Raw genomic sequence first — 13,837 nt, forward strand, 5'->3', positions numbered from 1 at the left:
TCGTTCCCGAAGGACGCCGTCTCCGAGGTGAACCGGTCACCCGTGAGCTGCATGCCGTCACCCGAATCACCCGCGAAACGGATGACCACCCGGTCCAGACGGCGGACTTCCTTCTCACCGCTTCCCGCGGCTGCGGACTGGGGGGGACGCTGTCCCCCTACGAGCGCCTCGTCGGCCTGCTCGGCTGGGCTACTGACCTGGCTGGTCACTTACTGGACCTCCCTCGGCACGGCGGCTCGGAACCGTCCGGCCCGCCGGAGGTCCCCCGCCCACCCTACGTCCGTAAGGGTCGCCTACCTCCGGCAGATCACATGATGGACGGCAATATGAGACGCGATTCGGCACGTTGCGACAAGACGTCGCGCATCCGGATGCCGTGACGGTTCCCGGTGCTTGCCGGTCATGATTCACCAGCCGCCCGGTTCCCCGTCGGACCCGCGCCCGGGTGGGTGGCGCCGCGTCAGGAGTTCAGATACGTCAGCACCGCCAGCACCCGGCGGTGGTCGCCCTCGCTCGGGGCCAGGCCCAGCTTCTGGAAGATGTTGCTGACGTGCTTCTCGACGGCCCCGTCGCTCACCACCAGCTGCTTGGCCACCGCGGAGTTCGTACGCCCCTCCGCCATCAGGCCCAGCACCTCGCGCTCACGCGGCGTCAGCCCGGCCAGCACGTCCTGCTTCCGGCTGCGGCCCAGCAGCTGCGCCACCACCTCCGGGTCCAGCGCCGTACCGCCCTGCGCCACCCGGACCACCGCGTCCACGAACTCCCGGACCTCGGCGACCCGGTCCTTCAGCAGATACCCGACGCCCCGGCTGGACCCGGCCAGCAGCTCGGTGGCGTACTGCTCCTCCACGTACTGCGAGAGGACCAGGACCCCGATCCCCGGGTACTCCCGGCGCAGCCGCACCGCCGCCCGGACGCCCTCGTCGGTGTGGGTCGGCGGCATTCGCACATCCGCGACCACCACGTCCGGCAGCGCGTCCTGCCCGGCGAGGTCGCCGATCGTCTTGATCAGCGCCTCCGCGTCTCCGACGCCCGCGACGACGTCATGTCCGAGATCGGTCAGCAACCGGGTCAGTCCCTCCCGGAGCAGTACCGAATCCTCGGCGATGACCACGCGCACTCTGTCCTCCACCACGACGCTGTTCCCCCGCTGCTCACTCGCTGGCACGACCCGTACGCCGTCCAGCATCCCAGTAACGGCAGTGACGTCGCGAGCGTGCGCGGGGTTGACCTGAAAGGTGCCGTGCCGTGGATCCGCGGTCAGCCGCGCCAGGGCAGCTCCGCGGTGATCTTCGTCGGGCCGCCCGCCGGCGAGTCGACCACCAGGACCCCGTCGACGGCGTCCAGCCGCTCGGTCAGACCGGCGAGCCCGCTGCCCGACGCCGGGTCGGCGCCGCCGCGCCCGTCGTCGGTCACCTGGAGCAGGAGGCGGTCCTCCGTGCGCCACACGTCGACCGAGGCGCGGGTGGCACGGCTGTGCTTGCTGACGTTCTGGAGGAGTTCGGAGACGGTGAAGTACGCGATGCCCTCGATGGCCTGCGCGGGCCGGGACGGCAGGTCCACCTCCACGGTGACGGGCACGGTGCAGCGCGAGGCGACGGCGGAGAGCGCGGCGTCCAGGCCGCGGTCGGTGAGGACGGCGGGGTGGATGCCCCGGGCGAGGTCGCGCAGTTCCTGGAGGGCGACCTTCACTTCGCCGTGTGCCTCGTCCACCATGCGGGCCGCTGCCTCCGGGTCGTCCGTCAGCTTCTCCTTGGCGAGGCCCAGGTCCATGGCGAGGGCGACCAGGCGGGCCTGCGCCCCGTCGTGCAGATCGCGCTCGATGCGGCGCAGGTCCGCCGCGGCCGTGTCGACCACCACGCCCCGGTCCGACTCCAGCTCCGTGACGCGCTCCGCCAGCCGGGACGGGCTCAGCAGTCCCGCCACCATCACCCGGTCCACGGTCGCCAGACCCCGGATCACCCAGGGGGTCAGGAGGACGATGCCCAGGCCCAGCCCTGCGGTCAGCGCGAGGTCGACGCCCGAGTCGAGGTAGACCTCGTGCTGGGCGTCCCCGTACAGCTGGATGCCCGAGACGCCGGCGTGCGCGGGCACGGCCCAGTGCCACAGCGGGTAGGTGAGCGCCGCCCAGCCCCACGCCTGGAGTGTCAGCGCGACGCAGAACGCGAAGACCGCCCACGGGAAGTGCAGCAGCGCGTACAGCAGGTGGCGCCAGGACACCCCGCTCTTCAGGACCGCGCCGACCCAGGACATCAGCCCGCCCTTCCGGCCCCGCACCGGCGCCGGATCGGCCACGTCCACCCGCAGCAGCGCCCGCGCCCGGGTCCGCTCCAGCATCCCGAAGCCCCGGCACATGACCAGGCCCGCCGCCAGCACCGGAATGCCCAGGAAGGTCACGAGCAGGCCCGCGCCCAGCGAGACCATGGTGATCGCGAAGGTGAAGAGCACGATGCTGATCGGCAGGCTCAGCATGAGGTAGCTGAACTCGCGCCAGGTCCTGCCCTCCAGGGGCGCCCGCAGTGCGGCCGGCAGGACATGCCGCCGCGTGGGGCGGTTTCCGAGGCCGCTTCCCGACCGCTGAGGGTCCCGGGTGTCCGGTCCGTATGCCGTGGCCATGGGGTTCCGTCCGTTTCTTCCGCGTCCGTGAGGGTGCGTGCGTCTGTGTGTGCGCGTGCGTGAATCCGCGTGTGGTCTGTACGTCAAGGGTGCGGGGTGGTGCGCCGCCGCACCATGAGGGCGGTCTCCGTCTCGGAGCGGGGGTTTTCCCTACCCCTTGACGCGCTGCGGGCTCTTCTCGGCGCCCCGGTCGCGCCACGGCAGCTCCGCCGTGACGGTCGTCGGGCCGCCGGCGGGCGATTCGAGTACGAAGACCCCGTCCACGGCGTCCAGCCGCTCGGCGAGCCCCGCCATGCCCGTACCGCCGTCCATCGAGGCCCCGCCCCGCCCGTCGTCGCCGACCTGGATGAGCAGCCGGTCGCCGGAGCGCCACACGTCGACGGACGCGGTACGGGCCCCGCTGTGCTTGCTGACGTTCTGGAGGAGTTCGGAGACGGTGAAGTACGCGATGCCCTCGATGGCCTGCGCCGGGCGCCCCGGAAGATCCACCCGTACGGTGACGGGCACGGTGCAGCGCGAGGCGATCGCGGAGAGCGCGGCGTCCAGGCCGCGGTCGGTGAGGACGGCGGGGTGGATGCCCCGGGCGAGGTCGCGCAGTTCCTGGAGGGCGACCTTCACTTCGCCGTGTGCCTCGTCCACCATGCGGGCCGCTGCCTCCGGGTCGTCCGTCAGCTTCTCCTTGGCGAGGCCGAGGCCCATGGCGAGCGCGACGAGCCGGGCCTGCGCCCCGTCGTGCAGATCGCGCTCGATGCGCCGCAGGTCCGCCGCGGCCGTGTCGACCACCACACCCCGGTCCGACTCCAGCTCCGCGATGCGGCGTTCCAGGTCGTCGGAGGGGGAGAGCAGCCCGCGCACCATGGCCCGGTCCGCGTTGGCCATCAACCGCGCCGTATAGGGGAGCGCCGGCCACACGATGAGGCAGACGAGCGTCACGACGAAGGTGAGGATGCCCCACGGCAGCCGTACGAACGAGTACAGCGCCGCCCGCCAGGCGACCGGGTCGCGCAGACAGGTCCACAGCCACGCGAAGAACCCGTCGTCCTCGCGGCCCCGGGCCGGCGGGCTCGGCTCCTCGACCCGGACGCCCAGGAACTTGCGGGCGCGGGCCCGCTCGGCGCGCCCGATCAGCCGGGCCCCCTGGAGCCCGGCGGCCAGCAGCGGCAGACCGACGACGGTGACCGCGAGGCCCACGCCGATCGCGATCATCAACACGGTGTAAACAAATCCGATGATCGCCATCGGCAGGTTGGCGAGGAGGTGCGCGACCTCCTTCCACGTCCACCGCCCGAAGGCGAAGCGGACAGGAGGCGGCCCGTCGTGGGCGGGCACCGTGGGGCTCATGGTCATACGACCAGCCTGCCGGGCGCGCGAGGCGGATGCCATGGGGCTCGTGGGTGAGGTGAAGTAGGGATATCCCTACCCGTGGGCCCCCGTGGACCACTCGTTCCCCGTCCGTTGCCCGACGCAACTGCTTACCCCTCCTTTACAGGGCCTAGACTCCCGTGCGTACAGATCGTGGACGGGGCTAGGGAGCGAGGGGCGGACGTGACGGGCCTTCCCGGTGCGGCATCGACACCGGCGCGGACGGTGCTCGCGTCGTCGGACTACTTCCACAGCTACTCGGTGGTCGGACTGCTCGCCCTGGTCGGCGTCCTGTTCGTCGCCGTCGCCTTCGGCGCGGGCCGGCTGCTGCGGCCCGTGGTCCCGACGCCGGAGAAGCTGCTCACGTACGAGTGCGGTGTGGACCCGGTGGGGGAGGGCTGGGCGCACACCCAGGTCCGCTACTACGTGTACGCCTTCCTGTACGTGATCTTCGCCGTCGACTCGATCTTCCTCTTCCCCTGGGCGACGGTCTTCGCGGCGCCGGGCTACGGCGCGACCACGCTGGTCGAAATGTTCATCTTCCTCGGTTTCCTGGCCGTGGGACTGCTCTACGCATGGAAGAAGGGCGTCCTCGAATGGACGTGACGAGCCCGTCGTCGGCCGGGGCGGGGGACGAACCCGCCGCCGTACCCACGTTCCTCCCGGAACCGAAGCGCCTGGGCGTCCTGTCCCGGCTCGCACCGGAACCGATGAAGGTGGTCCTCAACTGGGGCCGCCGCTACAGCCTCTGGGTCTTCAACTTCGGACTCGCCTGCTGCGCCATCGAATTCATCGCCGCCTCCATGGCGCGTCACGACTTCATCCGGCTCGGCGTGATCCCGTTCGCGCCCGGCCCGCGGCAGGCCGACCTCATGATCGTCTCCGGCACGGTGACGGACAAGATGGCCCCGGCGGTCAAGCGCCTGTACGAGCAGATGCCCGAGCCCAAGTACGTCATCTCCTTCGGCGCCTGCTCCAACTGCGGCGGCCCGTACTGGGACTCGTACTCCGTCACCAAGGGCGTCGACCAGATCATCCCCGTCGACGTCTACGTCCCCGGCTGCCCGCCCCGGCCCGAGGCGCTGCTCCAGGGCATCCTGAAGCTCCAGGAGAAGATCGCGCGCGAGTCGCTGGGCGAGCGTTACGCCGAGGCCGCGGGCGGCCGCCCGTCGACGGACGCGCTGCGCAGCGGTCTGGTGACGTCGCCTCCGGCCGTGGGGGAGGACAAGTGACCGCCGCCTTCGACCGCCTCCCGGACGCCGTGACCGAGGTGTTCGGCGAGGACGCCACCGCCGAACAGGCGTACGACCTGCTGACGGTCGACGTCCCGCCCGCCGCGTGGATCACCGCCCTCGAAACCGCCCGTGACACCCTCGGCTGCACGTACTTCGACTGGCTGAGCGCGGTGGACGAACCGGGCACGGGCTTCCGGGTGTGCGCGCATGTGGCGGCGCTGCCCGGCTCCGTCGTCCGCCGCCTCCTCGTCCGTACGACGGTGCCGCACGAGGCCCCGTCCCTGCCGACGGCGACCGGTGTGTACGCGGGGGCCGCCTGGCACGAACGCGAGACGCACGAGATGTTCGGCGTCGTCTTCGAGGACCACCCGAACCTGGTCCCGCTCCTCCTCCCCGAGAACTTCGAGGGCCACCCCCTCCGCAAAGACTTCGTGCTGGCCGCCCGCGTGGCGAAGGCATGGCCGGGCGCGAAGGAACCGGGCGAGTCGGACCACGGCGGCCCGAAGCGCCGCACGATGCTCCCGCCCGGCGTCCCGGACCCGAACGAGTGGGGCCCGTTGAAGGGCCAGCTCCCGCCGGCCCCGTCGCGCCCGGCGCGGCGCGCCCGCACGGCAGGCGACGCGACCCCGACGACTCCGGCGGAACCCCGCCCGCGCCGCACTCGCAGCGCGTCCCAGGGCTCGGCGAGCCAGCAGGGGACGGACGCCCCGTGGCACACGGGGGGCGAGAATCAGCCCCTCCGGCGTTTGAGGAGCGGGGGCACGGGGGCGGAGCCCCCGGTTCGGGAAGGGGCGGGTAGGGGAGAGGCCCAGCGCAGCGACACCCCCACCCCCGACGACGCCCAGGACCACCGGACCCCCGACACCCCAGACAACGGAGGCGATCAAGCGTGAACGACGCCCTGGACGTCGCCCTCCGCATCGTCATCGTCTTCGCCGTCTTCATGGTCCTCCCCCTCATCGTCGGCCAGACCGAACACAAGGTCATGGCCCACATGCAGGGCCGCCTGGGCCCCATGTACGCGGGCGGCTTCCACGGCTGGGCCCAGCTCGTCGCCGACGGCGTCAAGTTCGCCCAGAAGGAGGACATCGTCCCCGCGGGCGCCGACCGCAAGGTCTTCCGCCTGGCGCCGGCCGTGGCCCTCCTCCCGTATCTGCTCGTCCTGGTCGCGATCCCGGTCGGCCCCGGAGAGGGCGCGGTCGGCCAGGCCGTCGACGCGGGCCTCTTCTTCGTGCTCGCCGTCATGGGTGTGGGCGTACTCGGCTCACTGATGGCCGGCTGGGCGTCGGCCAACAAGTTCTCCCTGCTCGGCGGCCTCCGCACCGCCGCGCAACTCCTCGCGTACGAGCTGCCGATGCTGCTCGCCGCCGCCTCGGTGGCGATGGCGGCGGGCACGGTCTCGCTGCCCGGCATCCTCGACGCGTTCGAGTGGTGGTGGCTGCCCTGGCAGATCACCGGCGCCCTGGTCTTCTTCGTGGCCGGACTCGCCGAACTCCAGCGCCCCCCGTTCGACATGCCGGTCGCCGACTCCGAGATCATCTTCGGCGCGTACACCGAGTACACCGGCCTCCGCTTCGCGCTGTTCCTGCTCGCCGAGTACGCCGGCATCGTCGTGCTCTGCGGGCTGACCACGGTCCTGTTCCTCGGCGGCTGGCACGGCCCGCTGGGCGCCGACGGACTCGGCTGGGTCTGGACCCTGCTGAAGACCGGCATCCTCGCGTTCGTCGTGATCTGGCTGCGCGTGAGCTACCCGCGCCTGCGCGAGGACCAGTTGCAGAAGCTCGCCTGGACGACCCTCATCCCGCTCGCTCTCGCGCAGATCGCGCTCACCGGCATCGTGAAGGTGGCGATCAACTAGTGCCCCCGATCCCCGGCTCAGGTCTGGCCAAGGGCCTCGCCGTCACCCTGCGGACGATGACGAAGAAGACCGTCACCGCCCAGTACCCGGACGTGCAGCCCGAACTGCCGCCCCGCTCGCGCGGCGTCATCGCGCTGTTCGAGGAGAACTGCACGGTCTGCATGCTGTGTGCCCGCGAGTGCCCCGACTGGTGCATCTACATCGACTCCCACAAGGAGACGGTGCCGGCCGCGGCCCCGGGCGGCCGCGAACGCAGCCGCAACGTGCTCGACCGCTTCGCGATCGACTTCTCGCTCTGCATGTACTGCGGCATCTGCATCGAGGTGTGCCCGTTCGACGCGCTGTTCTGGTCGCCGGAGTTCGAGTACGCGGAGACGGACATCCTGGACCTCACCCATGAGCGCGACAAGCTGCGCGACTGGATGTGGACGGTCCCGGAACCGCCCGCGCTCGACCCCCGCGCCGAGGAACCGAAGGAACTCGCCGCGGCCCGCAAGACGGCCGACAAGCTCCGCGCCCAGCAAGAGGCGGAAGCGGCGCAGCAGGCGCAGGGGGACGACGAGTGATCACCACCCTCGCCGCCGCGACGGCGGCCCCCGGCTTCCTCTCCCCGACGGGTGTGGAGATCGCCTTCGTGCTCGTCGGCATCGCCACTCTCGGCGCCGCCCTGGTGACCGTCACGACCAAGCAGCTGGTGCACGCCGCCCTCTGGCTGATCGTGGCGCTCGGCGGCCTCGCCGTCGAGTACCTCCTGCTCACGGCGGAGTTCATCGCCTGGGTGCAGGTACTGATCTACGTGGGTTCCGTCGTCGTCCTCCTCCTGTTCGGCCTGATGCTCACCAGGGCCCCGATCGGCCGCTCCCCGGACGCCGACTCGGAGAACCGGTGGGCCGCGCTCGTGGTGGCCGTCGCCTCCGCCGGCGCCCTGGTCTGGGTCGTCGTGGACGCCTTCCGCACGACGTGGATCGAGCTGGACGGGCCCGCTCAGGGCTCCACGAAGGTCACCGGCTCCTTCCTCTTCCGCAACTGGGTGCTGCCCTTCGAAGCGCTCTCCGTCCTGCTGCTCGCCGCCCTGGTCGGCGCGATCGTCCTCTCCCGCAAGGGCGGCCGGGCAGCGGACCGGGCCGGCGCCACCCCGCCCCGAGAGGACGCGCGCTGATGCACCTCGCCTATCCCGCGGTGCTCGCCGCCCTCCTCTTCTGCACCGGGCTGTACGGAGTCCTCGCCCGCCGCAACGCGATCCTCGTCCTGATGTCCGTCGAGCTGATGCTCAACGCCGTCAACCTCAACCTGGTCGCGTTCGACGTCTGGCTCCGCGACCGCCTCCACTCCGGCCAGGCCCTCACGCTGTTCACCATCGCCATCGCGGCGGCGGAGATCGGCATCGGCCTGGCGATCGTCCTCGCCGTCTACCGCAACCGGGGCAGCTCCGAGGTCGACCGCCTCCGCGACACCGCCGAGACCGACGAGGCCGAGACCGTCCCGGCCGGCGACGACGAGGCCGACGCCGTCACCGACCCCGAAGACCAGGCCACTGCTGCGGCAGGGAAGGCAAAGAAGGCAGAGGCCACCCCGTGACCACCACGACCCTCGCCGTCCTCGTCCCCCTCCTCCCGTTCCTGGGCGCGGTGGCCGGTCTGCTCACCGGCCGCACCGCGCCCGAGTACGTGCGCCCGCTCGCCGTACTGCCCTCCCTCGTCTCGCTGGTCCTCGCCGCCACCGTCGCCGCGCGCCAGGGCGGCGGCCGGGCCATCGACGCGGCGACCCAGCTCACCCCCACCGGCTCGGTCCCCATCGACCTCGCGCTGCACCTCGACGGCTTCGCCGTCCTCGTCGCCGTGCTGGTCGCCCTCGTCGCGAGCTGCGTGCAGATCTACTCGACCGCGTACCTCCGCGACGACCCCCGCTACCCCTCGTACGCGGCGCTGGTCTCCCTCTTCACCTCCGCGATGCTGCTCGTCGTCTACTCCGGCGACCTGATGGTGCTGCTGGTCGGCTGGGAGGTCATGGGCATCTGCTCGTACTTCCTGGTCGGCCACTACTGGGAGACGCCCGAGGCGCGCGCCGCGTCCCTGAAGGCGTTCCTGGTCACCAAGCTGGGCGACGTCCCCTTCCTCATCGGCCTGTTCGCGCTCGCCGCCGACACCGGCTCCTTCCGCATCACCCGCATCCTGGGCGCCGTCGCCCACGGCGGGCTCGATCACCCCACCCTCATCGCGCTCCTCCTCCTGGCCGGGGTCGCGGGCAAGTCCGCGCAGTTCCCCCTGCACACCTGGCTGCCCGACGCCATGGCCGGCCCCACCCCCGTCTCGGCGCTGATCCACGCGGCCACGATGGTCGCCGCCGGCGTCTACTTCGTCGCCCGCCTCCTCCCCGTCTTCGCCGAGTCCGGCGCGGCCCTGGTCGTCCTCGCCGTGATGGCGGCCGTCACGATGATCGGGTCCGGGCTCGCCGCACTCGCCCAGGACGACATCAAGCGCGTCCTCGCCTACTCGACCATCGGGCAGCTCGGCTACATGTCGGGCGCCCTGGCCGTCGGCGACCGCGGGGCCGCCGTCTTCCACCTCGTCTCGCACGGTGCCTTCAAGGCGGTCCTCTTCCTCGCGGCCGGCGTCGTCATCCACGCCGCCGGCACCAACTCACTGGCCGCCATGTCCCGGATGAGCGGCCTCGCCCGCCGCATCCCGGACGCCTACTGGACGATGACCGTCGCGCTGCTCGCGCTCGCCGCCATCCCCCCGTTCGCCGGCTTCTTCTCCAAGGAAGCCGTCCTCGTCGCCGCCGAGCAGACCGCACTCGGCCACCGGCACGTCGCCCCGGCCGCCGCCGGCTGGACGGTCCTCGTCGCCGGGCTGCTGGCGGCCGTGCTCACCGCCGCCTACGCCACCCGGCTCTGGCTCCTCGCCTTCCGGGGCCGGGGCGCCGAGGCCCCCGACCACGGCAGGCAGCCCGCCGCCATGACCGCCGTCCTATGGGTGCTGGCCGTCCCGACCATCGCCCTCGGGCTGAGCGTCGGCGTCATCGGCGACTGGTTCGACGGCCACCGCCTTGTCCCCTCCCTGACCACCGCCGTCCTGTCCACCGGCGTCGGCCTCGTCGGCGGACTGGTCACCTACGGGGCCTGGCGCCACACCACCGCGCTCGCCGCCCGCGTCCCCATGGGCTCGGTCGTCGCCCACCCGGACGCGGAACCGGCCCTCGTGGAGATCGAGGCCATCGAGGCCCGCACCGCCGCCTACGGCCCGGCCGGGGACGCCCCCGACCCCGCCGACCCCGGACGCCTGCTGCTCGGCCCGCTCCACCGCCACGCGGCCACCGGCTTCCACCTCGACGCCCTGTACGCGGCGCTGTTCGTCCGCCCCGTCCAGGCCGCGGCACGCCTCGTCCGCTTCCTGGACCGCGAGGTCGTGGAGACCTACGTACGCGGCTCCGCCACCGGCGCACGCTGGCTCGGCACGGCCGTCCGCCGCGCCCAGACCGGCAACGTGCAGACCTACCTCAGCGCACTGCTGGCCGGTTCCCTGGTCCTGGCGGCCGCCGCCGTCGTCTACGCCAACGTCAACGCGGGGTCCTGAGCCGTGATCGATATCAGCGCATCCGTGATGCAGTTCCTTCTGGCGTTCGTCGTCGTCGGCCCGCTCATCGGCGCCGTCGCCGCCCTGCTCCCCGCCCCGCCCGGGCTGAAGGGCCGCAGCCCCGACCAGGCCGTGCTCCGCCACGGCGTGACCGTCACCGGGGCCATCCTCCTGGCGACCCTGGTGCTGGCCGCCGGCTTCGACCACGACCACCCGTCGAAGATGCAGGCCACCACCGACATCAGCTGGATCCCGGCGCTGGACGTGCGCATCCACCTCGGCATCGACGGCATCTCGCTCCCCCTGCTCGTACTGACCGCGCTGCTGACCTTCCTCTGCGCGCTCTACAGCTACTTCAAGCTGCCCGAAGGCGCCTCCCCGAAGGCGTTCGTCGCGCTGGTCCTCCTCCTGGAGTCCGGCACCCTCGCCACCTTCGCCGTCCTCGACCTGCTCCTGTTCTTCCTGGCGTTCGAGATGGTGCTCATCCCGATGTACTTCCTGATCGCCCGATGGGGCGGTGCGGGGAGGCAGGCGGCCGCCTGGAAATTCATCCTCTACACACTGCTCGGCTCGGTCGTCATGCTGCTGGGCCTGCTCCTCATCGGACTGAAGAGCGGCACCTTCGACATGGTGGCACTCGCCACTGACAACGGCCGCGGGCTCACCTCGTCCGTGCAGGTCACCGCCGTTCTGGCGATCGGGATCGGGCTCGCCGTGAAGACCCCGATGTGGCCGCTGCACAGCTGGCTGCCCGACGCCCACACCGCTGCCCCGACCGTCGGCTCCGTGCTCCTCGCGGGCGTCCTGCTGAAGATGGGCACGTACGGGTTCGTCCGCATCCTGCTCCCGGTCGCCCCGGACGGGATGCACACCTTCGCCCCGTACCTCGCGGCCTTCGCCGTCGCCGGGATCGTCTACGGATCGCTCGCCTGCCTGGCCCTCGCCCGGCCCGGCGCCAAGGGTGACCTGAAGCGGCTCATCGCGTACTCCTCCGTCGGCCACATGGGCTTCGTCCTCCTCGGCATCGCGAGCATGACCCCCACCGGCGTCAACGGCGCGCTCTTCGCCAACATCGCCCACGGGCTCATCACCGGCCTGCTGTTCTTCCTGGTCGGCGCGGTCAAGGACCGGTACGGCACCGCCGACCTGGACACCCTCGCCGGGGCCACGGGCGCCGCCCTGTACGGCCGCGCGCCCCGCCTCGGCGGCCTCCTCGCGTTCGCCGCGGTCGCCTCCCTCGGGCTGCCGGGTCTCGCCGGGTTCTGGGGCGAGATGCTCGCCCTGTTCGGCGCGTTCGACCCGGCCGAGGGGCTGAGCCGGCCCGCCTTCCTGACGTTCATGTCCGTCGCCGCGTTCGGCACCCTGCTCACCGCCGCGTACCTCCTGATCGTGGTCCGCCGCGTCTGCATGGGCGCCCACCGCGACGAACCTCGGGCGATCGCCGACGTCCAGAGCTACGAATACGCCGCCTGGACCCCCCTCGCGGTCCTCACCGTCCTCGCCGGCCTGTGGCCCGCCGTCCTCCTCGGCCTCACCGACCCGGCCGTGCAGAAGCTCCTCGCAGGAGGCAAGTCGTGACCACAGCGGCCGAGAGCGCCACCAGCCTCGTCCAGTCCGTCGACTGGCTCGCCATCGCGCCCCCGCTCACCGCCGCGGCCGTCGCCCTCGTCGTCCTGGTCGCCGACCTCTTCGTCACCGAGGCCCGCAAACCGCTCCTCGGCTACGGGGCCGTCGCCGGGCTCGTCGCCGCGCTCGCCCTGATCATCCCGCTCCACGACGGCGACCGCTCCACCTTCTGCCTCACCACGGGCAGCCACGCGTGCAGCTACACCGCCGACCACTTCACCCTGGTCATCCAGGCCCTCGTGCTCGGCGGCGCGCTGCTCACCGCGCTGCTCTCGATCGGCGACACCCGCAAGCTCCCGGCCGGCGAGTTCTGGTTCCTGCTGCTGTCGTCCGCCGCCGGCGCCGCGCTCCTCCCGGCCTCCCGGGACCTCGCCACGCTGGTCATCGCCCTCGAAGTCGCCTCGCTGCCCGCGTTCGCGCTCGTCGGCATCAAGCGCGGCGACCGGCGCTCCTCCGAGGCCGCGCTGAAGTTCTTCCTGTCCTCCGTGACCGCCACCGCCGTGATGCTCCTCGGCGTCAGCTTCGTGTACGCGGCCACCGGCACGCTCCACCTCACCGACCTGGCCGGCCGCCTCGACCACGTCGACCCCCAGCTCTCCACCCTCGCCGGGGCGGGCGTCGCGCTGACCCTCGTCGGCTTCGCCTTCAAGACGGCCGCCGCGCCCTTCCACTTCTGGGTGCCCGACACCTACGTCGGCGCCCCCCTGCCCATCGCCGCCTACCTCTCGGTCGTCGGCAAGGCGGTCGGCTTCACCGGCCTCATCCTCGTCACCGTGATCGCCTTCCCGGCGTACGCGGACGTGTGGGGCCCCGCCCTCGCGGTCCTCGCCGCGCTCACGATGACCGTCGGCAACGTGGCCGCGCTGCGCCAGAGCGCTTCCCGCGCGCACGGCGCCGTACGCCTGCTCGCCTGGTCCTCCGTCGCCCAGGCCGGGTACCTGCTCGTCCCCGTAGCCGCCGCCGCGTACGCGGGGGAGCGCAGGATCGGCTCCACCGTCGCGTACGCCCTGATGTACGCCGTCGTGAACCTCGGCGCGTTCGCGGTGGCCGCCCTGGTCGCCCGTACCCGCCCCGGCAACCGTCTCGACGACTACCGCGGCCTGTACGCCACCCGGCCGCTCACCGCGCTCGCGCTGGCGTTCTTCCTGCTCTGCCTGGCCGGGCTGCCGCCGGGCATCATCGGGCTCTTCGCCAAGGTCACGGTGTTCTCCGCAGCCGTCGACGCGGGCCTGGGCTGGCTCGCCGTCGTGATGGCCGTCAACGTCGTCATCGCGCTGTACTACTACCTGCAGTGGACGGCCGTCCTGTTCCGCGCGCCCGCGGACGGGGAAGAGGCCGCGGAAGGGGAAGAGACCGCGCCCGCCGTACGGCACCGCGTTCCGGCGCCCCTGACCGCCGCGATCGTCCTCACCGCCGCCGCGGGAGTCGTCCTGTCGGGCGCTCCGCAGACCGTCCTGAGATTCGCCGCCGTCAGTCTTTTCTGACGCCGTTCACCTGTTCGACGGATGGCAAGATCGGTTTGCCCCCGGCCACCCGCACAGGGCAGGGTCGGTGCCTCGGAACGC

The 13,837-nt window shown here is 72.1% G+C and carries 13 protein-coding genes and 1 pseudogene; 10 read left to right on the forward strand and 4 right to left on the reverse strand.

The window, feature by feature from the left end; genetic code table 11:
- The 4 genes and pseudogenes from ABZ565_RS10845 to ABZ565_RS10860 form a co-directional block, all read right to left on the reverse strand.
- Positions 1-209: pseudogene (locus tag ABZ565_RS10845) on the reverse strand (2-oxoglutarate ferredoxin oxidoreductase subunit alpha); the annotation flags it as partial.
- Positions 210-460: 251 nt separating this feature from the next.
- On the reverse strand, positions 461-1,120 hold the full coding sequence (locus tag ABZ565_RS10850; RefSeq protein ID WP_361024065.1) for a response regulator transcription factor: 660 nt from the start codon (positions 1,118-1,120) through the stop codon (positions 461-463).
- A 140-nt stretch (positions 1,121-1,260) separates the two neighbouring features.
- Entirely contained in the window at positions 1,261-2,616 is a 1,356-nt protein-coding gene (locus ABZ565_RS10855) for a sensor domain-containing protein (protein WP_361023430.1), read from the reverse strand.
- A 150-nt stretch (positions 2,617-2,766) separates the two neighbouring features.
- Positions 2,767-3,963 carry a sensor domain-containing protein gene (locus ABZ565_RS10860; RefSeq protein WP_361023434.1) on the reverse strand — a complete coding sequence of 399 codons (1,197 nt, stop codon included), beginning with the start codon at positions 3,961-3,963 and terminating at the stop codon, positions 2,767-2,769.
- Positions 3,964-4,203: 240 nt separating this feature from the next.
- Between ABZ565_RS10860 and ABZ565_RS10865 the strand changes: the two genes are divergently transcribed.
- The 10 genes from ABZ565_RS10865 to ABZ565_RS10910 are packed head-to-tail and all read left to right on the forward strand — an operon-like array spanning position 4,204 to position 13,756.
- Positions 4,204-4,584 (forward strand): NADH-quinone oxidoreductase subunit A, encoded by a 381-nt coding sequence (locus tag ABZ565_RS10865; protein WP_018101291.1) that lies wholly within the window; start codon positions 4,204-4,206, stop codon positions 4,582-4,584.
- Entirely contained in the window at positions 4,575-5,210 is a 636-nt protein-coding gene (locus ABZ565_RS10870; RefSeq protein WP_361023437.1) for an NADH-quinone oxidoreductase subunit B family protein, read from the forward strand. The genes ABZ565_RS10865 and ABZ565_RS10870 overlap by 10 nt, the downstream gene beginning before the upstream one ends.
- Positions 5,207-6,106 carry an NADH-quinone oxidoreductase subunit C gene (locus tag ABZ565_RS10875; RefSeq protein WP_361023440.1) on the forward strand — a complete coding sequence of 300 codons (900 nt, stop codon included), beginning with the start codon at positions 5,207-5,209 and terminating at the stop codon, positions 6,104-6,106. Before ABZ565_RS10870 ends, ABZ565_RS10875 begins: the two co-directional genes overlap by 4 nt.
- Positions 6,103-7,071 carry a complex I subunit 1 family protein gene (locus tag ABZ565_RS10880; RefSeq protein WP_361023442.1) on the forward strand — a complete coding sequence of 323 codons (969 nt, stop codon included), beginning with the start codon at positions 6,103-6,105 and terminating at the stop codon, positions 7,069-7,071. The genes ABZ565_RS10875 and ABZ565_RS10880 overlap by 4 nt, the downstream gene beginning before the upstream one ends.
- A complete protein-coding gene (locus ABZ565_RS10885) occupies positions 7,071-7,637 on the forward strand; it encodes an NADH-quinone oxidoreductase subunit I (protein WP_361023445.1) in 567 nt (188 codons plus the stop codon). Before ABZ565_RS10880 ends, ABZ565_RS10885 begins: the two co-directional genes overlap by 1 nt.
- On the forward strand, positions 7,634-8,230 hold the full coding sequence (locus tag ABZ565_RS10890) for an NADH-quinone oxidoreductase subunit J (protein WP_361023448.1): 597 nt from the start codon (positions 7,634-7,636) through the stop codon (positions 8,228-8,230). The genes ABZ565_RS10885 and ABZ565_RS10890 overlap by 4 nt, the downstream gene beginning before the upstream one ends.
- Entirely contained in the window at positions 8,230-8,649 is a 420-nt protein-coding gene (gene nuoK / locus ABZ565_RS10895) for an NADH-quinone oxidoreductase subunit NuoK (RefSeq protein ID WP_361023451.1), read from the forward strand. The genes ABZ565_RS10890 and nuoK overlap by 1 nt, the downstream gene beginning before the upstream one ends.
- Positions 8,646-10,646 carry an NADH-quinone oxidoreductase subunit L gene (locus ABZ565_RS10900; RefSeq protein ID WP_361023454.1) on the forward strand — a complete coding sequence of 667 codons (2,001 nt, stop codon included), beginning with the start codon at positions 8,646-8,648 and terminating at the stop codon, positions 10,644-10,646. The genes nuoK and ABZ565_RS10900 overlap by 4 nt, the downstream gene beginning before the upstream one ends.
- A 27-nt stretch (positions 10,647-10,673) precedes the next feature.
- Positions 10,674-12,224 carry an NADH-quinone oxidoreductase subunit M gene (locus ABZ565_RS10905; RefSeq protein WP_361024068.1) on the forward strand — a complete coding sequence of 517 codons (1,551 nt, stop codon included), beginning with the start codon at positions 10,674-10,676 and terminating at the stop codon, positions 12,222-12,224.
- A complete protein-coding gene (locus ABZ565_RS10910; RefSeq protein WP_361023457.1) occupies positions 12,221-13,756 on the forward strand; it encodes an NADH-quinone oxidoreductase subunit N in 1,536 nt (511 codons plus the stop codon). Before ABZ565_RS10905 ends, ABZ565_RS10910 begins: the two co-directional genes overlap by 4 nt.
- Positions 13,757-13,837 lie beyond the last annotated feature (81 nt).

The sequence above is a fragment of the Streptomyces sp. NPDC016469 genome, from assembly GCF_040632905.1.
Taxonomy (GTDB): Bacteria; Actinomycetota; Actinomycetes; order Streptomycetales; family Streptomycetaceae; genus Streptomyces.